The organism is Polaromonas sp. 39-63-25 (genome assembly GCF_002278925.1).
Classification (GTDB): Bacteria; Pseudomonadota; Gammaproteobacteria; order Burkholderiales; family Burkholderiaceae_C; genus Polaromonas.
Genome location: NZ_NCJH01000016.1, coordinates 34,109 through 56,065 on the forward strand (window position 1 = coordinate 34,109; position 21,957 = coordinate 56,065).

Consider the following 21,957-nt stretch of genomic DNA (forward strand, 5'->3'; position numbering starts at 1 on the left):
ATGGCCGTCAAAAGTAGCCAGCATATTGGCTTTTGGCTCGGTGTGATCGCCGTGGGCTTCCTCCTCGGACCGGTCATGCGTACCGGCTCTAGCATGGAGCAATTCGTGAAGACCGAGATTCAGCAGACGAGAGATGCATTGGGGGAGACGGTTGCAGTCAGGATTGTCGGATTTGCCTCCGGAATCTTTACTGGCACTCCTCTTGGAATGGTCTCACAGACCGCAAGCGGCTTGAAGCACTCCAAGGAAGACCGTGACCTTGGAGGACGGGTGGCAGGACCTGTTGGCTTAGCTATGTCATCCATGTACAACAGCTACCTGCAAGGTCTGATGTTGCAGGCGTATGTCATGGCGATGCGATTTGCCATTGTTTTGGTCTGGTTTGTGATCCTCGCCCCGCTATTGTTTGCTGCGGTCTACGATGGATTTATGCAGAGGAAAATCAAACGCGCTGAGTTCGGGGCACTAAGGCCTGCGACATTTGCACTCGCAAGCCTTCTGGTTATCCCCCTGCTCGTCTTACCTCTGGTATACCTCGTCGTCCCGTTTAGCATCTCCCCGCTCCTGGCCCCCGCCTGGGCCTTAATTGTTGCCATCCCGCTTTCTGTATTGATATCAAACACCCAGCCGCTCTTCGGGCGCTGACACCAATGACAAGCAAAACTGGCCTTGCCGCTCCATCGGCAAGTGTCATCGCCTATCACGCGCAAGCTTGACGGGCCGGCGGCCAGGCGCGTTGGGTCCGGGCGATACCTACCTGCTGCTTGGCGAGCGCTCATAACCATGGCGTCTATTCGCCGCCATTCCAGGAAGTAGCCCGGGCGCCCTCAGAACGCGTTCGCTCAACAAGCCAGTTTCCATGCGTTGAGCGGGACGGAAATTCCCTGTCTATCAACAGAATAGGGTGCATGCAAATTGCGAACCCCACCGGCGACAGATCCTTGAACGAGGTCGCTCGCGTTGGGAATACTCAACGGGTTCTTGCTCAATTGATGGACACGTTGGACGTCCTGCGGCCGTACTTCGCCGATGGCGAGATCAATGAAATCATGATCAACGGGCCCGACGACGTCTTCATCTCCAAGCACGGCGAGGACACAAAGGTCCGAGTAAAGCTGAGCGCGCCAAATATTCGGGCCGCAATTACTTTGATCGCCGGGTTGATGGAAAAAGAGGTGGGGGAAAAATCGAAACAACGCGTGTTGTCGGCCAGGCTCCCCGGCTTTCGAATTGAGGCGCTGCTTCCCCCTGTCGCCGTAAACGGACCGTCGATGTGCATTCGCCGGCATGCCGCCCGTGTGTTTTCCATTGAGGAATATGTCGCGTCAGGCGTGATTTCCGAAAAGTACGCCGGGCTGATGGCCCAAGCCATTGCTGCCAAAGAGAATTTTCTTATCGTTGGCGGTACCGGTTCGGGGAAGACGACGTTGATGAACACGGCATTGAGCATGGTCCCAAAGGAGGAGCGGCTCTTCGTCATTGAGACGGTACACGAACTCAAGATCACTTCCCCGAACGCTGTCTTGGTCGAATGTGACGATGAGCAGGGCATGACTGCCCGCCGCGCCGTTCGGACAGCAATGCGATATGCACCCAAGCGCGTGATTGTGGGTGAGCTTCGCGGACCCGAAGCCTATGACTGGATGGATGCCGCCAACACTGGCCATCCTGGCTCCGCGGCAACCATCCATGCGAACAGCGCAAGTCGCGCGCTCGGCCGCCTTGAGAACCTCGTACTGATGGCAGACATGGGCATTCCACACGAGGCGATCCGTGTCGCAATCGCCGACACGTTGCAGTGGATGTTCTACATCAAACGAGAAGGCAGTAAGCGCGCCGTTTCCGAGGTTTGCCGGCTACACGGTTTCGACCGTGCGAGTGGCGACTACTCCCTTGAGCACCTTTAACAGTTTCCCCTTTTTTGAAAACCCTGGAGATCTCCCTATGAAAGCATCAATCAGCCGTCTCGCCAGCATGTTCAAGGCAACAGTGCCGACGGGGCAGCAAAATCCGTCCGTCGCAATCGCACTTGCCTTGGCGGCGGCCTTCCTCCTGTCAGCGGTTCCCATTGAAGCGATGGCGCAGTCCATGAGCATGCCTTTTATTGAAGGCGTCGGCTGCCAGGTTGCCATGTGGATGAAAGGACCCCTCGCGATCCTGATTTTCATCGTCGTCTGCATTGCCACATTGGTCATCGGCTTGATCACCAAGATGGACTGGGGCCGCATGATCAGTGTAGCGATTGTGTTCGGCATCATCCAGGGTCTGGTCTCCATTCTGTTGAGCACCGGGACTATTCAGCTTCCAAGCTGCTTGTCCTAAGTAGGGCATTCGCTCCGAAACATGGCCTCCCGCTCGTCCCCATTTCATCAGTCGCTACACCGCCCTCGTTTGATCATGGGGGTTGAGAAGAGCAGCTTCGCGGGTCTTGCGCTCGTAGGCACTTTTCTCATCGTGGCCAAAAGCTACTGGGGCATTCCCATCGTCTTCCTTGGCTACCTGATCGCAAGGTGGCTCTCGAAACGTGATGATCAATTCATCGGGATCTTGATGCGCTACCTGCGCGAGGGGCACGTCTATGACGCAACGCCCCGGCTCGAAGACGCCAAATCCCGACCGAAGGGTTGGGGTAGGGGACTTCCCCTCTAATTTGTCAAAAGGCGTACATGGTTTCCTTCGAAGATCTATTCACAAAGCCGCGTAAAGCGGCGCGCTCGTTTGCGGAGCTCCTGCCCTGGTTCACGCAGGTCGCTCCTGGGCTCGTGCTTTGCCAAGACGGGTCTCTGCTCGCTGGATACACCTATGAGGGCGCGGACGTTGAGGGAAAGCAGGATTTCGAAGTTGACCAAAGAATTTCCCAGCTCCAAACTGCATTGCGGGCGCTGAACGACCGAATTACTCTCTGGACAATTCAGGAGCGCCGGTTTGTCACTGGCTATCCGTCCGGTGACTTCACGAACCCAATCGCCCAAGCCATCGATCGGCAGTGGGAGAAGGCATGCACGAAACAAAGAAATGCCGCGGTGACCCAGTGCATGTTTCTGTCCTTCAACTTCCCAAACCGTTCCGAGGCCTTCTTCGAAGCGATTCGAAGCGAAGTAAGTGAGAATGACGGGAATTTTCTCGCCGCCGTTTCTGGTCTCATTCGACGTCGACTGACCGACAAAGGCGCAGTCGCGAGGGTGCGCAGCCAGTTGAGCGACATGACCGTCGAATTCGAGAAAGTTCTTGATACCTTCTCGGGGATCGTTGAGCTGAACTTGGGTTTCTCGCGCTTGCGCGATGACGAAATGCTCGGTGAGCTCTACGCACGGGCAAATCTTGCATCGCCACGGGGGCCGGTGAGCATCAGCAAGGGCATGACCTATCTCAACACAGCGCTTGCAACCGACACCTTGATCAGAAGGCACGATCAGATTGAGTTCCAGGGGCCGACCAAAAGTACGTTTGTAGCCGCACTGTCGACCACGGGTACGCCGCAGGAAGCGTTCAGCGGAGACGTCGATCGCCTCATGGGGGTGGACTGCGAGTATGTGCTCATACAGTGCTATCGCTTCATGGATCGGACGATCGCAGAGAAGGCCATTCAGGACGCGGAGATGTTCTACCGCAGCGAAGTTAAGTCTGTGCTCACAAGGGCAGCTGAGCGCCTACTTGATACCGTCTCCGACAAGGTAAACACCGGAAATTTGCAGCTTGCTGACGATGCACAGGAGGCACTGGTCGAGCTGACCGCCTCTAATGTGAGTTACGGCTACTACAACATGACGGTGCTGGCACTCGGAAATAACCAGAAGGAGGCTGAGAATGCGGCCGACCTGATGGCAAGCAATCTGCGCGCAAGTGGGTACACGATCATACGGGAACGCCAGGGGCTTATCTCCGCACTCCTTACATCGATGCCTGGGAACGCCAACGCCATCATGCGGTGGAAGCTCGCATCGACGGCGAATCTGGCCGATCTCGCTCCAATTAGGACGATTTCGACAGGGGAAAAGACGCACCCATTCTTCTCGCGCCTGCTTGGCTACGACGTTCCTCCACTCTGCCGGTTCGTCACACCCTACGGAATCTCCTACGACTTCAATCCTCACGAAACGGACCTTGGCCACACGGCGATCGTCGGCGGCGCCGGCTCGGGCAAGACCTCACTTCTGACCCTTCTGATTTCGCAGTTTCAGAAGTACACGCCATCCCAAACGTTCATCTTCGACAAGGACCACTCGCTCATGATTGCCACTGTGCTCCTGGGCGGGAAGCACATTGATCTCGGTGGCAAGGGCGGCAGGAAGATCGGGATGAACCCCGTTCGCGTCATGCTCGATGCGAACGACGACATGAGATTGCGGCAGTGGGTCGAAGTGCTCATTGCAGCCGGTGGAAGTGAGGTCTCGGCAACTGAAGGGCAGGCAATTTTTACGGCGATTCAAGGGCTGCGCCGTTCCCATCGGTCTGGGTGGCGCCTCTCAGCCTTGTATGCGCTCATCGCCGGTGCGGACCAAACACTTGCCGCAAAGCTGGCGCCTTATGTGGACAGAACCGACGACGATGATGCCGGCGCTGGTGCCTATGCGCCGTACTTCGACAACGACGAAGACAACTTCCAGCTTTCCAGCATGGTGGGAATGGAATGTGGCGGAATTCTGCAGACTCCTCAGCTCGCCAGTCCATTTATGGACTACGCCTTCTACAACATCGAAAGCAGGTTGGACGGGACCACACCTACGCTCATCTATATCGAGGAAGCCTGGTACATGCTGGCAAACCCGATGTTTGCAGCGAAGATGGAAGACTGGTTGAGGACGTTCCGCAAGAAGCGCGCATTTGTGATGTTCGTGACCCAAGCGCTGGACGAACTTGCTCGGCTCCCGAACATTGGAAGTTTCGTTACAAACATCCCGTGCCAGATCCTCCTGCCGGCAGTCAAGTCGTCTGTTCACCAGCAGGCTGCCCTGTACAGCCAGGTATTCGACATCAATGAGAGCCAGCTCAATCTTCTCGCGCATGCGATTCCGAAGCGTGACTACTTGCTGGTGAAGCCATCAGTCACCCGGCTGGTCAGCACTCAAATGCCTCCGCTACTCATTGCCATCAACGAGGCAACCACCCAGCCCGCTATGCGGCAGGCCGTGATCGAGGCATCCATTCGGGGCGGGCCCGGCTGGGAACTGAAATTTGTGAAAGAGGTACTACATGTTGCTGCATAAATTGAAAACACCCCTGGCCCATCTGCTGATTCTTATGGGCGTTTCGTCCATGTCGCTGCCGGCCCACACCGGCACAGTCGCTGGCTTCGGCGGCGGCACGGAGATCACGCAGCTCCTGAACAATGGGGAACTCGTGAAAGTCTCGATTGACTCGGCCGAAACCGCGATGACCACAGTTCAGGCACACATGGTGCAAATCGAGCAGTATCGAAACCAATTGCTGAATACCATGGGAGTCGACCCGGCGGTGCTTGCGGGGAACATTGTTGACGCCAACAAGGCTTACAACACCTTGCGCAACTACCAGCAGTCCATCAATGGTTTGACCGGAAGTCTTTCGAGCCAGTTGCAAAACCTTGACTCGAACCAGATGGCTGCGAAGCTCATGAATATGTCCTGGAAGGACTACGTACTGAAAACGGCAAATGACGCGCGACTTGGCAACGAGCGTGCAAAGTTGAGGATCCAAACCGCCCGTTCAACAATGGAGCAGGTGGACGAGGACTACAAGTTCGTTCAGGAGCAGGGTAGCGCGATTTCGGCGGCAACAGGGCAACACGAGTCGATCAAGATACTGAACAACCAGATGAACCGTCTGGTCCAACAGAATGCCCGCATGGTCGCCATGATGGCAAGGGCTGAGAGTGACGTGGACGCGAAGGTAGATGCTGCCAACGACAAACTCAAGACGACAAATGAGTTCGACCTCGTCCAGAAGCGACAGAAGGCGATTCGGGCCCAGCAACTTGAAATGATGCAGCGGTGAACACTATTTACGAAAGCCCAGTCCGGTTTTGGTTTGCCTCGCTGGTCGGCAGGGCTGCTTTCAAGGCTGCTCAGTTCGCCGCGAACGTTGCAGCTGCCGGCAAGCGGAAACGCCTTCTGCTCGCGTTGCTTTGTGTGACGTTGGCCCTTGGGGCTACCCTGACGGCGGCACAAAACCCACCGGCCGAGGGTGCGGAGTTGGAAGCCGCCCAGGCTGTGGCGCAGACAGTCCCAACCGGCGGAATTTCTGGGCAACAGATGGCGCAGGAGATAACGTCGGCGCTAGATCAGGCCTTGCAGAAGCTCAAGTCAAATGCTTCGATGAAGTCCTTTGGTGACAAACTCCTCGGGCTGGGCGTTTTTATCGGGATGATGTGGGGTGCGTTCAAGACCATGGCAGGGGGGAAGGGAATTGGCGAGTTGATTGGCGAATGGGTTCCGATTTTCGTTGGCGCCGGTGTGGTCGTTGCGATTATCGATCCAGCCTATGGAGGCGCTCGGCAGATCGTAAGCCAGATGGACTCGCTTGCCTCATCGGTCACGGGGGCCGATGTGAGTACCCTAACCTCCCTTCTTGGGGATTCCACGAAGCTCATCTTCAACAGCATCTATTTGATTGCTGACACGAGCTCGGCCACGGATGGGTCAGCCGCTGACCTGCTCTCCGGGAAGATCATGTACATGGTCGGATCCTTCATATTTGTCAACATCATGAAAATGGTCACCATTTTCCTGGTTCTGCTTGCAGGATGCGTTTTTCTGGCCACCGCGGCTATGGCAATGGTTAGTGTGGAACTTGTCGTATGCCTTGCGCCCGTCATGGTCCCCTTTCTGATATTCAAGCCAATGTCATGGGTCTTCGATTCCTGGCTCCGATTCCTTTTGGGCGCGTGCATGATGAAGTTGGTTGCAGCATTCATGTTCCTGATCACTGGGAAGCTGTTTGAAGCGCTGGCCAAGGTCGCGGCAAAGATTGCAAAAGACTCGGCGGGAACGGCTTCCATGGACACGCTGACAGCCGACGTAACGCTTTATGGATTTATGGTGTTGCTGGCCGTGATGGCTGCGCTATTCATGGCCCAGGTGCCCTCAATCGCCACTGGGCTCCTGCAGGGCAGTGCTGGTGGTGCTGGCTTTAGTGGGATCAAGGGCCTCACACAGAGTGCCGGTGCACGCGCTGCGAACTATGCCGGAGGTGCCGCCGGGCAAGGGGCCAAATCTGGTGTCTCATCAGCCTACAACAGCACTGTCGGTGCGCAGCGCGCATCGTCACTCGGGGCAAGTGACGCGAGAAATGGAGTTCCATCTGGCGCCACTCGTTTCAACAACAACTCCCAGAATCGGGCGTATCAAAAATCCTACAGGGCGAACGCACCATCCAAGGAGCAACCGGCGCCCCCACAAAAATGACTCTCAGCGATGCCAGTGAGCGTGTCCGTCACGGCAATTGACAGCCGTGCCTTCTGTGATACTTTTGGTAGAACAGAAACGGGATAACATGAGAAACAACAAATTTTCCTTCATGGGCGCACTTCAGGAGTCGGCTGGTCGAGTTGGCATGTTCGCTACCTTCGCCTTGATGGTGGTGCTTGTCGTCTTTCCACTTGTTGGGATTTGGCTAACCTGGGTCGTTAATGCCTTCCAAGGCACGATGACGACGTTTGATTGGAGCCTGGGTGATAAAGGCCAAGTTCTTCCTACGCGAGGACTTTTGTTCCTCTCCGGCCCAGTGGCATTTCTCCTGGCTTTCCATCTACTCCGCTTCGTCACAGCCTTATTGGGGTCCGGTGGAGAAGCCGGGGTTGCTATTCCAATGACCGCCTCCGTCGGGCTTTCGGCAGCAAGCGCCTGGGTGGTCAAGTTCTATGGGGCAACGTTTGCCATCTGGCTCGCCCTGGCCGACCATGGCCCGCATGAACGCTACTGGCCGTTCGCTTCGGTCATTGCCCTTGGTATTGCCTCGTGGTGGCTCGTTAAGAGCGAGTTTCTCTATGGATTCAAGGCCAAGCCTTCTCAACTTAGGGTTCGTGCCCAAAACGACGCTGGCGAGGTCGCAGTGCCAGAAGTCGCGCGCGTGATCGTGCCGAAAATCACGTTCAAGGATATCCACGGCAATACAGACCTCAAAAAGCGCCTCCTTTCTGCCGGACACGCAATCACTGCCCCACGGGCTGAAGGCGTGAAGCCTCGCAACGGCATCCTACTCGGAGGCGACCCGGGCAACGGAAAGACCGTGCTCGCAGAGGCCTTGGCCGGGGAACTGAAGCTGCCATTCCTCACCCTCACGCATTCTGATGTGGCGAGCCAGTGGGTTGGGGAGCGCACTGTGCGGATCAAGGCGGCATTTGACCAGGCCATCCGCAATCAGCCGTGTATGTTGTTCATAGACGAAATCGACAGCTTTCTTCCCAGCCGGGGCGATTCGGCCGGCCAGAACAAGGAGGATAGTGACGTCGTCAACTCGCTCCTGACTCTACTGGTTGACGTGCGCAGGCACCGGGTGGTGATCGTTGCCGCGACGAACTACATGGACCGGCTCGACGGCGCCGCTATTCGTGAAGGTCGATTCGACTTCAAAATTGAGGTTTCACCGCCGGATCAGGACGCCCGGGTAGGCCTGCTCCAGAGCGGCATCAAGGCTCATACCCCAAAGGCGCAAGTATCACCGGACGTGCTGCGAAGCGTGGCGCTTCGCTGGAACGGCTTTTCTGTGAAACGCATTCTCGCCGTTACGGAGGAAATGCCTTCGTACCTCGCCGACAAGGTCGGTGCTGGTGGGCGCACGGAGCCGTTGACCTTTGATGATTTCATGAATGCTCTGCGCCGCATTCAGGGGCAGCGTGGTGCGAAACCTGAGAATGTAAAGAGCTTGAGCGAGATGGTGTTCCCAGACTTCACCAGGAACGCGCTGGCGATGATCGCCAGTCGCCTGGCGGATCCAGTTCGTGTTGAGCGGCTGGGCGGGTCCCTTCCGACTGGCGTGCTCTTCTTTGGCCCCCCGGGGACCGGGAAGACGGCCGCGTGCAAGGCGCTTGCAAAGGAAGTCGGCTGGACCTTCTTGATTGCTACTGGCGCCGACTTGGCCCGCGACTCGAAGGCGCTGGAGAAGCTCTATACAAAGGCCAAGGAACTGCGGCCGGCACTCATCTTCATAGACGAAGCCGATGAGCTTCTGCGCTCGCGGGAATATTCACAGAACACGGAAGCAACGAACAAGCTGCTTACCCTCATGGAGGGCGTGAACGACCGGGTGCGGGACGTGCTCTGGGTTGCGGCAACGAACAACCCCGATCAGATTGATCCTGCCCTCTTGCGTGGCGGACGTTTCACCGAGAAGGTCGAATTTGTCAGGCCAAGCGGTACGCAGCTCGTGGCACACCTTACACAATGGCTGGCCCATCGCAAGGTAGCTATGGCTCAGGATCTCAGCGTTGAAGAACTGGTTCAGCTGATGGGCGATCAGAGTATTGCCAATGCAGAGGCAATCTGTCAGCACGCTGTCAACAGGGCGATAAGCCAAACTGACGGGGACCAGATCGTTATTAGTCGGGGCGACGTGGACGTTGCAATTCAAACAGTTTTAGGCGATCGAGGATGAAATTGGGAAAGTTAGTTACTACGTGCGCTGCAGCTGTGCAGGTCTTTTTCTGGGCGCCGCACGCATCTGCAATGGGTCCTGCGGGCATCGGCCCGACCGGTGCTCAGCTTGCACGGGCAGCAACATTTCAGACCAGTCAGCCGACTCAACCGAATGATTGCGTTTCTCAGGCCGGTGATTTCCATGGAGTGAACTCGTGGATCGTACGGGCGATTCTCAAGGTTGAATCCAACTTCAACCCCAAGGCGATGAACAAGAATCGAAACGGAACAACTGACGTTGGGATGGCTCAGATCAATTCGATGCACTTTAAGGAGCTGAAGTCACATGGAATCGCGCCCGATGACCTGCTCGACGGATGCATTGCAAGCTACGTCGCGGCATGGCATTTAAAAAAGCAGATAAAGGCGTATGGGAACACCTGGTTTGCGATTGGGGCGTACCACTCTGCAACTCCATGCTTCAACAAGCGGTATACGGGGCTCGTCTGGAATGTGCTTCGAACTTGGGGAGTGGTTCAAGGAAAGAAGGAGTCGCCAGGATCCCTTGACTCTTGTGGGTCAACCCAAGTTGCCAGTTCGGGCAAGCAGCGGACTTCTTCGGCCGGGACATCCGTTTTGGCTCTCGACGGCGAATAGCCTACCCTCTTGAACGGATCAACACGCTTGAAAGTGCCAATGCTCAACAACCCAACGAACCCAACCCCTGGATCTGCTGCGATGCTCGATCAGCTGCAGCAGATCATGGTGCTCCCGCACGAGCAAAGACTCGCGTTGATGAGCGCGTGGTCGGCAATTGACCCAGCGGTCGCCTTTGCTGGCCGGGCATTGCCGGCAGCGGAGGTCATAGTCGAAGAGCCCGGTGAGGACACCTTGGAAAATTGGCTCGAGGCGATCGGCGACTTACCCAAACGGCAGCGTTTTGCCTTAATGGAGGATGCGCTTGGACGTGAACCGTCTCTCAGTGAACGGGAAGCCATCCATGTAGCGATGTCGAATCTCACGAACTCGGACCCCTTGTTTGCCATAGAAGTTTCCGTGACTAAATATGCTTATGAGCACCCTGTGCTTATCTGCCTGGGTGGGTTTGGTTTGATCCTCCTGACCTTGGCCGCAGTTAAGGGTGCCTGGCGAATAGTTTTTTAGGTCTCCCTTTCGCCACCAAGTGCCTGCTTCGCTGCAGGCTTTTTTTTGTGCCCGATTGGGCGCCTCCCGCCGGGTAGTAGGCGGCCGGTGAGCGGACCGAAGCAAGGCAAAAGCGGTAGACCGACACGGTGCTGGCGTCACCCTCGGAAGTAGTAACTACTCCCCTGCGCCATTGGCCAGCAAAACGAGCCAAGAATTTGGCTCAATGCACCGTTTCTGCAGCGTTGAGCGGGAATGGAAATGACCCTGAGTCCGTAGCATTGCTCAGTACTTTAGGGCAAATTCAATGGGCATTTTTTCCGCGCTACAAAGAAAGCCGTCCCCGGACCGCGACGTGATAGCCATCGGCACACCGAAAACACTCCAATCGCACCCGAACACTCCAGTGGCCGCGTTTGAAGATGGCGCGAACAAGTTCGCGGAAATCTACGGCAGCAGCATGGTTTCCTCGAACCGCATGTTCATTCTCTCACTCGTCGCGTTGATGCTCGCCGTGACGGCTGTCGGTGCCGTGACCGTGCTGCTTCCATTGAAGGAGGTGAGGCCATGGCTGGTTGAAGTAGACGCCCGCACAGGGGTGGTCAACAAACCTATTGAGGTGCAAAAGGTAACTCCGAACATCGCCGTGGTGCAGGCAGAGCTCTCGCGCTGGATCGAGGCTGTCTACACACTGGACCCACTACGTACCAATGAACTCTTCAAATATGCGAACGTTCGTTCGCGCGAGAAGGCCATTGGTCAATTCACTGAATTTCGGGTCCGCGAGCGTGTCTTTGAGCGCTTGCAGCGGGAGCCTGGGCTGATCCGCGAAGTAAAGGTTTCCTCAGTTGATGCCTCCCAGACGGGAATTGCCTTTGCATTCCTGACCACTACTGAGCGGGTCGGGCGTGACTCGGAGCCGAAAGAAAAGCGTCTCCGCCTCACGATGCATTACCAGCTTGATCCCCCCAAGAACCAAACCGATTTACTGGCCAATCCTCTCGGCATGTATGTGGTTTTCTTCAATGAAGCCGAAGAAAGGGCTGCGCGATGAAATTCAAGCAATTAGTGGCACTGGCCACAGCTCTCTTGTGTCTTGGATTCTCCTCGGCGCATGCAGAGTTGATCGCAACTCCGCTCACGGGCGACTCGCGACTTGTCCAGTTTGGATATGACGAGGACAACACGTTCCTTGTCCTGACCAAGCCAAAAGCTGTAACGCACATTCAATTTGCACCTGACGAAACACTCCAGTCCGTTGCTGCGGGTGACACGGCACAGTGGGAACTGACCCCAACAAAGAACCGCAAGAACCTGTTCGTCAAGCCGAAGTACGAGGATCTTGAGACGTCGATGTCGGTGATTACCGACAAACGCACGTATCAATTCGTCTTGAAGTCCACGGGCGATGGGAAGAAGTGGTACCAGCGAGTGTCGTGGCTCTACTCGGGCACCATGCTGTTGGAGTCTGACGCTCAGCTCGATGCGGCTCCTTTGCCATCTGGAAAGGGTGGGAGGCAATCGTCGCAGCCCGCGGCACTAGGGGAAATGTCTCTCGGTCTCGGCGCCGGCAATGATCCCATCAAGCTCGACGGCCTCAAGCCGGAGAGCCTCAGCTTCAGCTACTCGACCAGCGGAAGTGCCGCATTTAGGCCTGTGATGGTCTTTGATGATGGGCGATTCACCTATTTCAAGATGCCAGCGGATCTGCAAGAGCTTCCTGCCCTCTTCGCAGTTATTGAGGGGCAGGACTATGCGCTTGTGAACTACCACATCAAGGGTGACTACATGGTCGCCCAGCGGCTGCTCGAGGTGGCCGTCCTGAAGTTGGGTAAGGCCGAAGTCCGTGTCACCAAAAACAAAGCGAGGACCGGTCTTTTTGGCACTTCCATCGGTTCGGGCGAGGGTGGCTGATGTCAAGCGGCACAAAGTCGATCATCGATCCCAATGATCCCAAGCCCGGGATTCCCATCAGAAAGGGAACTCTGGGAGCTATTGTCCTTGTGCTACTTATTGGCACATTCGTGAGCGCGCTGCTGCTCAGTGGCGGGACCAAACAACAGGCGCTTCAGCCTACGGCTGAAAAGAAGGCTGACTCGCAACCCTCTGATTCCGGCAGTCGCGCGGCAATCGACGAGGAAGAGCGGAAGGCTCGGCAGGCCACGGATATAGAGGCCCGCAGGACAAGGCCGGCCGGGGACTCTTCGCCGGTCAATCCAACGAACAGCCCTGTACCTCCAAACTTGCGTAGGGACAACCCGGATGCAGCGCTTGCCGAAGGAGCCTTTGCAGCGACTGGCGTAAAACCCCGTGTGGTTGCGTCCGGTGCCGGCAGCGCGGTGTCGGACCGTGATGTTGAGACCGAGGTCGGCTCGCGGTCTTCAAAGTCAATTGTTTTCGACAACGAGGGGCAGAGTGCTGGCGGAGGGGCATCAGGGTACGGGATATTTACTTCCACTTCAACAGGTGCTCCCGCGGCGCAGGACAAACCTCGCGCGCCAACGTCTATGGCATTGCCTGGCCTTGAGGGCCTCTCGCAGGTACGTGCGCCGAGTTCCGCGATGGCAATGAGCTCTGGGCAGCTTGCTGCGCTCAAGGCCGCCCAAACACGTTCACCCACAGCCGGGGGAGGGGCCTCCGATAAGGCGTGGCTGAGTGAGTATGCAGATGAAGAGAAGAAGACCAACAAGGCGATCAAGAGCTACCGTACGTCTTCACGATTCACACTCCACCAAGGAAAAGTGATCCCTGCAGTGCTTGGTCGGAAACTCAACTCCGATCTTCCCGGGGAAATCACTGCCTACACCACTGTCGACATCTATGACAGCCTCGGGAACGGGCACCTGCTCATTCCGAAGGGAACTGGTGTTGTAGGGCGATACAGCTCTGGAATCAAGATGGGGCAGGAGCGAGTCCTCTTTGCATTTCAGCGGCTCATCATGCCGAATGGCGAAGGCTTTGACCTTCCCGCAGCTCAGGGTTCAGATCTCGCCGGCGCATCCGGAATCACCGGTGACGTGGACAACCACTTCTTCCAGATGTTCGTGAGCAGCCTGTTCATTGCCTGGACGGCAGACAAAGTTGCGCAGCCCTCCAACGTAAACATCTACGGTGGACAGGCTCCTCAGTCTCCTGCAGGGGAGGTACTTGTGGACGTGGCCAAGACAGTCCTCGAGCGCCAAAAGAACATCCCTCCGACCATCACAGTGGATCAGGGGACCCGAATCAACATTGAAGTGAAGCAGGACATGGAATTCAGTGGCCCGTATATGAGGAGTAGGACGCAATGAGGTATCAGTTCTTTTTGCTCAACGCGGCGGTAGCTGCGCTCCTTGCCGTAGCGCCGCAAGCAATCGGCTCGTCTCCTGAGCGGGTAGGTCAGTTTGACTTTAGCTACCTGACCAATGGGGCTTCTAGAGCAACGCCGGTTCAGGTTTTTGACGACGGCAAAACTACGTACTTCCAGTTCCGCGCCGGCGAAGCGATTCCCGCCATTTTCCAGAACAAGGATGGCCAGATCGGGTTGCTCGTGCCGACCCAGGAAGGGCCCTATATCCGGGTCGCGGAGATTGGTGGGCGATTTACCCTGCAGCTTGGACGCGCACAAGCGACGGTCGTCTATGGGGGTGCTGGGCGCGCAGACGTACCGCAGATTAGCGCCGTCGCGCCGAATGGGATGAAAGCTGAATACACGGGTGGGGGCTACCCCAAAGACCGAAGTGTCCAGCTCGTCGCATCCCTTGGAAAGGCGCAGGCGTTTCTTGGCTCCAACGCCCTTGAAGCGAACAGCTACGCAACTCCGTTGAAGGGCGATTCGGTGACGTGGAAGGGTGGCGAGAGTCAAGTTTCAGAACACCAACTTTGGTTCCCGGTCGGCTCACCAAAAGTAGGACCCGCAGCGCTGCGAGAGATCACCAATTTGGCGAATTCGTTAAAGCAAGCGACACGGATCACCATTGTTGGGCGCGATGATGAATCCTACAAAGAAGGCCTTGACATGGCGAGGGCCCAGGCGCTGCGCAACGCAATGTTGAAGGCCGGCATAGCTGCCGATCGGATCGTCGTGAAGACGGGTGTCCAGGGCGAGGCCAAGAATCGCCTATGGCCGTCAGATGTACGGATTGAGACGATGCGCCCAACCCTAATCGCGCAGCCTACGCCTAAGGCGGAGGCCGCCGCCGACAACAAACATGCCTACGTCAAGGCCAATGTGGACGAACTGGTCAGGTCAGGAGCCATTTCACGCGACCAGGCCCTGGCCATTCTCCAGCGGTCGTCGCAACAGGCGCCGGCCCAAGCCGCGGCGGCACCGCCGGCGCCGCTAGTGTCCGTGCAGGTCGACGTTCCTGCCGACGGATTCAACTTCAAGGCGTCCGATCTCACCGTGGCCGGCACGATCAGGCGCTGGGCCGCATCGACGAACTACCAGGTCGTGTGGGACGCGCCCGCGCATTCGGATGCCCCGATCAATGGTGACGCAGTCATGCAGTCGGCATCCATGAAGGATGCCCTGGAAAAAGTTGTTTCAGGCCTGCAGGGAAAGGGCTACGACATCCAGGCCACCGTCTACAGCAACCGAGTAATCCGTTTTACGGGAGTCAGCAAATGAGTTATCAAGGCAAGGCCGCGTTGGCGGCAATCATATTGACGGTCGGCCTGGCGGCGGTGGCCCAGCCAGTCAAAACTGTTGATGCCCCCTATGTCCCGAAGGGTGCTGCACCGGCCAAATCTGCACAGGACCTTCCATTTGCGTCCGTAGCGGCGTTGCCGGTCGACGCCAATCCGACCATGTACCTGTTGCCGACCAAGTCAGTTGCGACACAGCTGCATGAAATGGCCGCCCTTGCAGGGTGGTCACTGGTGTGGGAGGCATCTGACTTCACCCCAGTAAACAAGGTGTTGATCAGCTCGGATTTCATCAAAGCGGTCGGAATTGTCATCGATTCCGCCAATCTCGATCGGGCGAACCTGAAGGCGACGTTCTATCGCGGCAACAACATCGTGCGCGTTACGGAGACTCAAAAATGAAACTCACTCCCCTTTTCCTCGCAATGGCGATGGCTGTCTCCGGCTGCGCAACAAGCTTGAACCCCCAAATTGCGGCAGTTAAGCCTGCCGTCGAGGCTTCCAAGGCTGAGGCACTGCAGCTGATTACAAGGCCAGCGCCGGCACCGGAGTTCTCGAACATCACGTTCTCTGAGCAAAGCTGGGTTGCCCTCCGAAAGATTGAGCGAGCAGACAGAGGGGCCGCCAACGAGCAAACCGATGCCGCGATGATCGAGATCAACCAGCGTTTTCAGAACTTGAACGAGGTCGCAAGTGTCATCTCGTCGCTCACGGGCTTCCCGGTTTCAATCGCCCCAGATGTTCCAGTCGCATCTGCCACGGTTGGCATGCCTGGAATGCCGGGAGCTCCTCAAGGTCCGGGCGGCATGCCAACAGGGATGCCTGGTGGAAGTATTGTTCCAGCGATTTACCCATCCGGTGGTGCCGGCAGTATGTCTTCGCCCGCGAACAATGGGCAGATCGGCGTGAATTCACCGTTTTCTGCAAACTACTCCGGGAGCCTTACCGGGTTCATGAACAAGGTGACAGCCTATTACGGCATCTTCTGGAAGGCAGATTCTTCAAGCCTGCGACTGTTCTTGATGGACTCGAAGACGTTTCGCATTGCTGCGCTCCCTGGGGACACCCGCCTGTCCAGCACGGTGGAATCTTCTTCGAACTCGAATGGCTCGTCTGGATCTGCGGGAGCAAGCACCGGTACCGGCGCAACCCAAAGCGGCGCATCTGCAAATTCCACCGGAGTGGCATTCGCCGGACTCTCGGTGTGGTCAGCGCTGGAAACTGGCATCAAACAGATGCTCGGCACCGGCGGCCGCGTAATCGCATCGCCAGCTACCGGAACAATTACCGTCACCGACACACCGACAGTGCTCGCCCGGGTCAGCGAGTTCATCAATGGCCAGAACCAGGCTCTGAACCGTCAGGTTACGGTCAAAGTGCGCGTCCTGTCAGTGGAGCTCAATGAAGGGGACAACTACGGCGTCAACTGGGACGCGGTGTATTCGAATCTTGCCTCTGCTTCGAACCCGTATTCCCTCGCGATGAAAACTGCGTTCCCATTTGCCGCTGGGGCCGGGAACATGATTCTCTCGGCACCGGCATCTTCGACAAGCCGGTGGGCCGGGTCAAGCGCAATGTTCTCAGCTTTGTCGACGCAAGGCCGAGTACGCGAGTTGACCTCTGCGACGCTAATCACGCTGAACAATCAGGCCGCTCCTGTAAATGTTGGCCGCCGCGTCTCCTATCTTGCTTCGAGCTCGACCACGCAGACAGCGAATGTTGGTGCCACGACAGCGCTGACGCCAGGAAGCATCCAGACCGGCTTCTCGATGACCCTCGTGCCGCACATCATCGACAGCAAGGAACTGTTGCTCCAGTATTCGCTGGATCTTTCGTCTCTCCTCAAGCTGTCAACGATCACCTCGGGGAACAGCTCCATTCAGGCGCCGGATATCTCCACGAGCAACTTCATTCAACGCGTACGAATCCAGACTGGAGAAACTCTCGTCGTTGCGGGTTACGACCAGGATAACCTCTCGGCGGTTTCCGGTGGAGTAGGCACGCCCGATAACGTGGCGCTGGGCGGCTCCCGTGAGGGCGCGACCAAGCGGACATTGCTTGTCGTGCTGATCCAGCCGATTATTTCGCAGTAACTCGAATCAAGCAGAACTTCGATATGAGAATTATTCAGGTTGGCTCGGGTAAGAAGCGGCTGGAGCTAGTCTCGGGCCTCCAGTGGCACCCGTTGATGAAAACAGGGTCCGCGCGTGTCAAGGAGCTGACTGCACTGGCGCTGGCCGCGCAAGCAGATTTCAAAGTGATCCGTGGCACCCAAAGTGTGCACGTTGGCTTCGCCAATCGATCAGATGGCGCTAAGGCCGGACAGCTCGCTGCGGCGGCCGTGATTGCTGACGTCCTTGTGGCGAAAGGCGCTGGGCGCAGTTTGCTTGCGGCTGTCAGGGTACCAGGGGACGCCGGTGACGCGTTCCTGTACGTGCAGGTCCGGGACGGGGTGATTCTCGCGGAGGGTGACCGGGTAGGCGAACGGGACGCTATTCGAGTCCTTCTTGGTCAACACGTCTCTTTTGGTGGTTGGGACACGATTGTCTGTCCGGGCGAATGGAGCATCCCGAATTCAAAAGAACATGAATTCGAGTACTTTTTCAACCCGCAGGCCCTTTGGGCACAAAGGAAGAAATGGGCGTTGGCCGAAATCTCCATCGCCTGGAAAAAAGCGCTGATCCCAGCCGCGCTGATACTTGCCTTGGCCGCTGGCGGGACTTTCGCCTGGAAGGAATACTCCAAGAAGAAGGCAGCCGCTGCGGAGGCGCTCCGGATCCAAGAGGAAGAAGTCGCGCGTGGGCAGAGGATGGCCCCTAAAGAGCCTCCGAAACCGTGGCCCGCGATGCCCTATGGGATTGATTTTGCCTACGCCTGCTCGAAGGCGCTGAAGGAGACCGGTGTTAGTGCCGGCAACTGGCAGTTGTCCTCGATCGACTGTGAGAGCGGTAGTTTGACCGTCCGTTGGGTCAAAGCCGATGAGCGCGCGTGGATAAGCCATCTTCTGGCCGTTCGACCAGATGCCAAATTTCTTGCTGACGGAATGTCGGCCAGCATCACCGTTCCTGCTCCGGCCGCGTCTTCAAACGACTTCGCGGAAAGGCTGCCTTCACAAGAGGGTGTGAGGCTGCGCTACTACGACTTGGCAAGCCGCTACGGAATGTCCGTTCGAATTGATCCGCCAAAAGAGGCAGTCCAGCCGCAAGCGCTGCCAGGGCAAGCGGTTCCACCTGCCGCGATGGTCACGCTTCCGTCTTGGGCTGCGATGCCTGTTTCAGTGACCACCAATATCGATCCAGTTCAGGCCGCGGCCGTACTGGCGTATCCCGGCCTCAGATTTCAAAAACTGAGCTTTACCTACAAGGCCGGTGTGATGCAGTTTCAATTTTCAGGAGTTCAATATGTCAGGTCCTAAGACTCGGGTTTCAGTTGCCGCGCTCATGTTTGCATCGGCGCTCGCATTTGCACAACCTCAAACCCAACCCCAGCCTCAAGCTCCGTCGCCGGCACAAGCGCAGCCCGGCGCACCGGAACAAGCAGTAAGCCGCGTCCAACCCGCGGCTGCAGCCGTACCCTTCTCGCCACTGAGCGCCGCGAAGGCGGCACAGATTCAAACGATCAACGAGAACATGACGCTTCTCGCGGCGCAACTGAGTGAGCTCGAAATGCAAGGAAAGATCGCTGCGAAGCAGAAAGAGATTGCCGCCAACAAAGGTGGCAATTTCAGTCCGTTGGGTACCGCAACCGGCACGCCATCGGTAATCTCAGTCGCTGGACTGAAGGGCAAGCTTGAGGCCTTGCTGGCCTTTCCAGGGGGCCTGGAGCAACGGGTGCGCGCGGGAGACGTGATCGGTGACCGCAGGGTTCAGACCATTGCTCTTAACGAAGTCGTTCTAACCGATCTGAAGGGCGCAAATCCCCAACGCCTCGCATTTGGCAACTCACCGCTGGCAACTCGCGAGGGGACCATAGGGATGCCAGGGGGAGGTTCCGTCCCTATGCCGTTCAACGCCGGCGGAAACATCCCCGGAATTCGCTAAATCGCTGCACTTGAAATCAACTGAGAGTCAACCATGAACGCACCAGCAAGTGGAACCGACCTTGAAAAACTAGTGTTCTTCGACGAGCGCGCAGCGGTCTTGTACGTCTCGAAGCAACACACTTTTCATGCCTCGGTTTGTAGCTACGTAAGGCTCTTGCGAGCAAAGGTTGCGAAGTTCGAGGTGGTCGACGTTTCGATGGATGACATTCAGCGAAAGCTCGACAAGAAGGACGACGAGTCAAATCGTGACTTGGGACTCAGCGAGATGCAGGCAATCGCGGTCAACTTGTTTCGCCGGGCCACTGAACGGAAAGCGTCCGACATTCACATTCGCGTGCAAAACAAGGGAACAACAAAGATCTTCATACGAGTCAACAATGATCTTGAGTTGCTCGAACAGCACCCAGGGGCCATGGGTCAGCTGCTTTGCTCGTCGATATACACGTCGATGGCGGGCATTTCTGCGGCGACATTTGAGGTCCTCAAACGTCAGGATGGACGGATATCCGAGCGTGACAATCTGCCGGCGGGCCTTGACGGAATACGTATCGCGACAACTCCGCAAGTCGATGGCATGCTGATGGTGCTCCGCTTGTTGTATCAGGACGAAACCGTGGCCACGGACCTTGCGGCGCTTGGATACCCAGAGAACCAGCGCGAACTGATTGCATTCATGAAGTCGCGGCCAGAGGGGATCAACATCATCGCTGGCCCAACCGGCTCGGGGAAGTCGACGACCCTGCAACGGGTGCTCCTGTCAATTCAACAGGAAAGCAGGGGGGCAAAGCACATCATCACGGTTGAAGATCCGCCCGAGTATCCAATGCCGGGCATCGTTCAAACGCCCGTGGCCAATGTGTCGTCGTCCGACGAGAGGTCAGAAGCATTCCAGAACGCAATTAAGTCGACGATGCGTCTAGACCCTGACGTCATCATGATCGGTGAGGTGCGTGACCCCCCATCGGCCAAGCTTGCCTTTGAGGCCGCGATGACCGGGCACCAGGTCTGGACAACTGTTCATGCGAACAACGTGTTCGCAATCTTTGACCGACTGATAGGCCTCGGGATTCCACCCAATCTGATGGCTGATCCTTCGATCGTTAAAGGCCTAATTTGCCAGAGGCTTGTGAAAGTCATCTGTCCCCATTGCCGGGTTCCGATCCAGGACGTTTGGGACCGCTATTCCGACGCTCAGCAGCGGAGGGTAATGGGACTCGGTTCTTGTGAGTACGTTCACGTGGCAGGACCGGGCTGCAAGCATTGCGAACAAACGGGGGTTATTGGACGGACGGTTGTGCCGGAAATTATCGTGCCCGATCAGAAGCTAATGATGCACATCCGTCGGGGCGACCGCGACCGCGCCTACGCCTACTGGAAGGAGACCGGAGGCAAAACAATGCTCGATGTAGCGAAGGACAAGATTGTCGCGGGCCTGATTGATCCGTTCCAGGCGGAATTGGTGGTCGGACTACTCGACGCGGGGCTTGAGCTGGATCCTGCCTTGTTGGAGCAAGCATGAACTTCGAGGACTTTGACGCAGGCTACGTCCGATTCCGCTTCAAACTCCGAACGAAGGTTCGTCAGCGCGTGTGGCGGAAGCTCGCAAAGCTTCTGAAAGACGGTATCCCGATGATCGCTGGCCTTGAGGAAATCAGGGGCTTGCGACGGCCGAAAGCAGCGGAATCAATTGCGATAGGTGAATGGATTCGGTCTCTTGAGAACGGAGCAAAGCTCGCAGATGCCGTGCGTACTTGGGTGAGCACGGAGGAATATATGCTGATCATGGCGGGGGAGCAATCAGGAACACTGGCTGACACGCTGGCCTCCGTGGTGACCGTAGCAAAAGCAAAGTCCCAGATTCAAGGAGCGGTAGTTGGAGGTATCGCATATCCGGCCTTCATCCTGATTCTTGCATTCGTGATGCTTTACTACTTTGGCTTCAAGATAATTCCAGCCTTTACCAAGGTCGCGCGTGGCGACTCCTGGACCGGTGTCGCGCGCGTAATGATCGACTTGTCTGTTTTCGTCAGGGCATGGCTCCCCGCGCTCATTGTTGGCTTCTGTGCAGGCGTTGTTGCGTTCTTCTACTCGCTGCCCAATTGGAATTCCCCCGTTCGGGTGGCGCTCGACCGATTTGCACCCTACAGCATTTATCGCGTGATGCAGGGTTCTTCCTGGCTGATCGCCCTTGCTGCGCTGGTTCAGGCCGGCGTGCGCCTTGAGGTGGCAATACAGCAGCTTGGGGATGGTGCCTCAGCATGGGCAAGGGTGCGGATGGACGGTGCCTTGGCCGGGCTCAGATCTGGCCGCAACCTCGGCGATTCGCTTGAGCGAACTGGTTTTGAGTTCCCAGACAGGGAAATCAACGCGGACATACGTGTTTATTCCACGAAATCTGGATTCCAGGAAGCCCTTCGCCTGATCGGGAACGAGTGGATTACTGAGTCAGTAGAACGGATTCAGAGCCTCATGGGCGTGGTGTTCATCGTGACCATGCTCGTTGTCGGCGGCTTCATTCTCTTCCTCGTAGCCGGGCTCATGGGAATGATGCTTCAACTTGCGCAGATCATGCAACGCAGTGCGATTTAATTTCGT

The 21,957-nt window shown here is 56.9% G+C and carries 20 protein-coding genes; all 20 read left to right on the top strand.

All coding sequences use genetic code 11. The features are described 5' to 3' along the window. Entirely contained in the window at window positions 1–645 is a 645-nt protein-coding gene (locus tag B7X65_RS17845; protein ID WP_293595646.1) for a DUF4400 domain-containing protein, read from the top strand. A 263-nt stretch (window positions 646–908) separates the two neighbouring features. Beyond that, on the top strand, window positions 909–1,907 hold the full coding sequence (locus tag B7X65_RS17850; RefSeq protein WP_293595647.1) for an ATPase, T2SS/T4P/T4SS family: 999 nt from the start codon (window positions 909–911) through the stop codon (window positions 1,905–1,907). A gap of 37 nt (window positions 1,908–1,944) precedes the next feature. Next, complete coding sequence (locus B7X65_RS17855) at window positions 1,945–2,322, top strand: hypothetical protein (protein ID WP_293595648.1); 378 nt, start codon at window positions 1,945–1,947, stop codon at window positions 2,320–2,322. A 21-nt stretch (window positions 2,323–2,343) separates the two neighbouring features. Beyond that, the gene (locus B7X65_RS17860; protein WP_293595649.1) at window positions 2,344–2,649 is read left to right on the top strand and encodes a VirB3 family type IV secretion system protein; all 306 of its coding nucleotides are present in this window, start codon (window positions 2,344–2,346) and stop codon (window positions 2,647–2,649) included. A gap of 17 nt (window positions 2,650–2,666) precedes the next feature. Next, entirely contained in the window at window positions 2,667–5,207 is a 2,541-nt protein-coding gene (locus tag B7X65_RS17865) for a type IV secretion system protein VirB4 (RefSeq protein WP_293595650.1), read from the top strand. Then, a complete protein-coding gene (locus tag B7X65_RS17870) occupies window positions 5,194–5,973 on the top strand; it encodes a hypothetical protein (protein ID WP_141396385.1) in 780 nt (259 codons plus the stop codon). The genes B7X65_RS17865 and B7X65_RS17870 overlap by 14 nt, the downstream gene beginning before the upstream one ends. Further along, window positions 5,970–7,382, top strand: a complete 1,413-nt coding sequence (locus B7X65_RS17875) for a type IV secretion system protein (protein WP_293595651.1) — start codon at window positions 5,970–5,972, stop codon at window positions 7,380–7,382. Before B7X65_RS17870 ends, B7X65_RS17875 begins: the two co-directional genes overlap by 4 nt. 88 nt (window positions 7,383–7,470) lie before the next feature. Beyond that, entirely contained in the window at window positions 7,471–9,570 is a 2,100-nt protein-coding gene (locus B7X65_RS17880; protein ID WP_293595652.1) for an ATP-binding protein, read from the top strand. Beyond that, a complete protein-coding gene (locus tag B7X65_RS17885; RefSeq protein WP_293595653.1) occupies window positions 9,567–10,208 on the top strand; it encodes a lytic transglycosylase domain-containing protein in 642 nt (213 codons plus the stop codon). The genes B7X65_RS17880 and B7X65_RS17885 overlap by 4 nt, the downstream gene beginning before the upstream one ends. A gap of 81 nt (window positions 10,209–10,289) precedes the next feature. Then, entirely contained in the window at window positions 10,290–10,715 is a 426-nt protein-coding gene (locus B7X65_RS17890) for a hypothetical protein (protein ID WP_293595654.1), read from the top strand. A 286-nt stretch (window positions 10,716–11,001) separates the two neighbouring features. Then, window positions 11,002–11,748, top strand: coding sequence for a type IV secretion system protein (locus tag B7X65_RS17895; RefSeq protein WP_293595655.1), 747 nt, complete (start codon window positions 11,002–11,004; stop codon window positions 11,746–11,748). Then, window positions 11,745–12,608 (top strand): TrbG/VirB9 family P-type conjugative transfer protein, encoded by an 864-nt coding sequence (locus B7X65_RS17900; protein WP_293595656.1) that lies wholly within the window; start codon window positions 11,745–11,747, stop codon window positions 12,606–12,608. Before B7X65_RS17895 ends, B7X65_RS17900 begins: the two co-directional genes overlap by 4 nt. Further along, on the top strand, window positions 12,608–13,984 hold the full coding sequence (locus B7X65_RS17905) for a TrbI/VirB10 family protein (RefSeq protein WP_293595657.1): 1,377 nt from the start codon (window positions 12,608–12,610) through the stop codon (window positions 13,982–13,984). The genes B7X65_RS17900 and B7X65_RS17905 overlap by 1 nt, the downstream gene beginning before the upstream one ends. Then, window positions 13,981–15,303, top strand: a complete 1,323-nt coding sequence (locus B7X65_RS17910) for a TcpQ domain-containing protein (protein ID WP_293595658.1) — start codon at window positions 13,981–13,983, stop codon at window positions 15,301–15,303. Before B7X65_RS17905 ends, B7X65_RS17910 begins: the two co-directional genes overlap by 4 nt. After that, window positions 15,300–15,722, top strand: coding sequence for a TcpQ domain-containing protein (locus B7X65_RS17915; protein WP_293595659.1), 423 nt, complete (start codon window positions 15,300–15,302; stop codon window positions 15,720–15,722). The genes B7X65_RS17910 and B7X65_RS17915 overlap by 4 nt, the downstream gene beginning before the upstream one ends. Next, window positions 15,719–17,413, top strand: a complete 1,695-nt coding sequence (locus B7X65_RS17920) for a PilN family type IVB pilus formation outer membrane protein (protein ID WP_096670342.1) — start codon at window positions 15,719–15,721, stop codon at window positions 17,411–17,413. Before B7X65_RS17915 ends, B7X65_RS17920 begins: the two co-directional genes overlap by 4 nt. A gap of 23 nt (window positions 17,414–17,436) precedes the next feature. Continuing rightward, window positions 17,437–18,735 carry a type 4b pilus protein PilO2 gene (gene pilO2, locus B7X65_RS17925; protein ID WP_293595660.1) on the top strand — a complete coding sequence of 433 codons (1,299 nt, stop codon included), beginning with the start codon at window positions 17,437–17,439 and terminating at the stop codon, window positions 18,733–18,735. Then, window positions 18,722–19,360 carry a type IV pilus biogenesis protein PilP gene (locus B7X65_RS17930; protein WP_293595661.1) on the top strand — a complete coding sequence of 213 codons (639 nt, stop codon included), beginning with the start codon at window positions 18,722–18,724 and terminating at the stop codon, window positions 19,358–19,360. The genes pilO2 and B7X65_RS17930 overlap by 14 nt, the downstream gene beginning before the upstream one ends. Window positions 19,361–19,393: 33 nt before the next feature. Continuing rightward, on the top strand, window positions 19,394–20,881 hold the full coding sequence (locus tag B7X65_RS17935; RefSeq protein ID WP_293595662.1) for an ATPase, T2SS/T4P/T4SS family: 1,488 nt from the start codon (window positions 19,394–19,396) through the stop codon (window positions 20,879–20,881). Further along, the gene (locus B7X65_RS17940) at window positions 20,878–21,951 is read left to right on the top strand and encodes a type II secretion system F family protein (protein ID WP_293595663.1); all 1,074 of its coding nucleotides are present in this window, start codon (window positions 20,878–20,880) and stop codon (window positions 21,949–21,951) included. Before B7X65_RS17935 ends, B7X65_RS17940 begins: the two co-directional genes overlap by 4 nt. The last annotated feature ends 6 nt before the right edge of the window (window positions 21,952–21,957 follow it).

Excerpts from the sequence above, each read along its gene's own strand:
- B7X65_RS17920 (WP_096670342.1), top strand. The coding sequence starts at position 15,719 with ATGAAACTCACTCCCCTTTTCCTCGCAATGGCGATGGCTGTCTCCGGC.
- B7X65_RS17935 (WP_293595662.1), top strand. The coding sequence starts at position 19,394 with ATGAACGCACCAGCAAGTGGAACCGACCTTGAAAAACTAGTGTTCTTC.
- B7X65_RS17885 (WP_293595653.1), top strand. The coding sequence starts at position 9,567 with ATGAAATTGGGAAAGTTAGTTACTACGTGCGCTGCAGCTGTGCAGGTC.
- B7X65_RS17890 (WP_293595654.1), top strand. The coding sequence starts at position 10,290 with ATGCTCGATCAGCTGCAGCAGATCATGGTGCTCCCGCACGAGCAAAGA.
- B7X65_RS17855 (WP_293595648.1), top strand. The coding sequence starts at position 1,945 with ATGAAAGCATCAATCAGCCGTCTCGCCAGCATGTTCAAGGCAACAGTG.
- B7X65_RS17850 (WP_293595647.1), top strand. The coding sequence starts at position 909 with ATGCAAATTGCGAACCCCACCGGCGACAGATCCTTGAACGAGGTCGCT.
- B7X65_RS17930 (WP_293595661.1), top strand. The coding sequence starts at position 18,722 with ATGTCAGGTCCTAAGACTCGGGTTTCAGTTGCCGCGCTCATGTTTGCA.
- B7X65_RS17845 (WP_293595646.1), top strand. The coding sequence starts at position 1 with ATGGCCGTCAAAAGTAGCCAGCATATTGGCTTTTGGCTCGGTGTGATC.
- B7X65_RS17865 (WP_293595650.1), top strand. The coding sequence starts at position 2,667 with ATGGTTTCCTTCGAAGATCTATTCACAAAGCCGCGTAAAGCGGCGCGC.
- B7X65_RS17910 (WP_293595658.1), top strand. The coding sequence starts at position 13,981 with ATGAGGTATCAGTTCTTTTTGCTCAACGCGGCGGTAGCTGCGCTCCTT.
- B7X65_RS17900 (WP_293595656.1), top strand. The coding sequence starts at position 11,745 with ATGAAATTCAAGCAATTAGTGGCACTGGCCACAGCTCTCTTGTGTCTT.
- B7X65_RS17880 (WP_293595652.1), top strand. The coding sequence starts at position 7,471 with ATGAGAAACAACAAATTTTCCTTCATGGGCGCACTTCAGGAGTCGGCT.
- B7X65_RS17870 (WP_141396385.1), top strand. The coding sequence starts at position 5,194 with ATGTTGCTGCATAAATTGAAAACACCCCTGGCCCATCTGCTGATTCTT.
- B7X65_RS17915 (WP_293595659.1), top strand. The coding sequence starts at position 15,300 with ATGAGTTATCAAGGCAAGGCCGCGTTGGCGGCAATCATATTGACGGTC.
- B7X65_RS17860 (WP_293595649.1), top strand. The coding sequence starts at position 2,344 with ATGGCCTCCCGCTCGTCCCCATTTCATCAGTCGCTACACCGCCCTCGT.
- B7X65_RS17940 (WP_293595663.1), top strand. The coding sequence starts at position 20,878 with ATGAACTTCGAGGACTTTGACGCAGGCTACGTCCGATTCCGCTTCAAA.
- pilO2 (WP_293595660.1), top strand. The coding sequence starts at position 17,437 with ATGAGAATTATTCAGGTTGGCTCGGGTAAGAAGCGGCTGGAGCTAGTC.
- B7X65_RS17895 (WP_293595655.1), top strand. The coding sequence starts at position 11,002 with ATGGGCATTTTTTCCGCGCTACAAAGAAAGCCGTCCCCGGACCGCGAC.
- B7X65_RS17905 (WP_293595657.1), top strand. The coding sequence starts at position 12,608 with ATGTCAAGCGGCACAAAGTCGATCATCGATCCCAATGATCCCAAGCCC.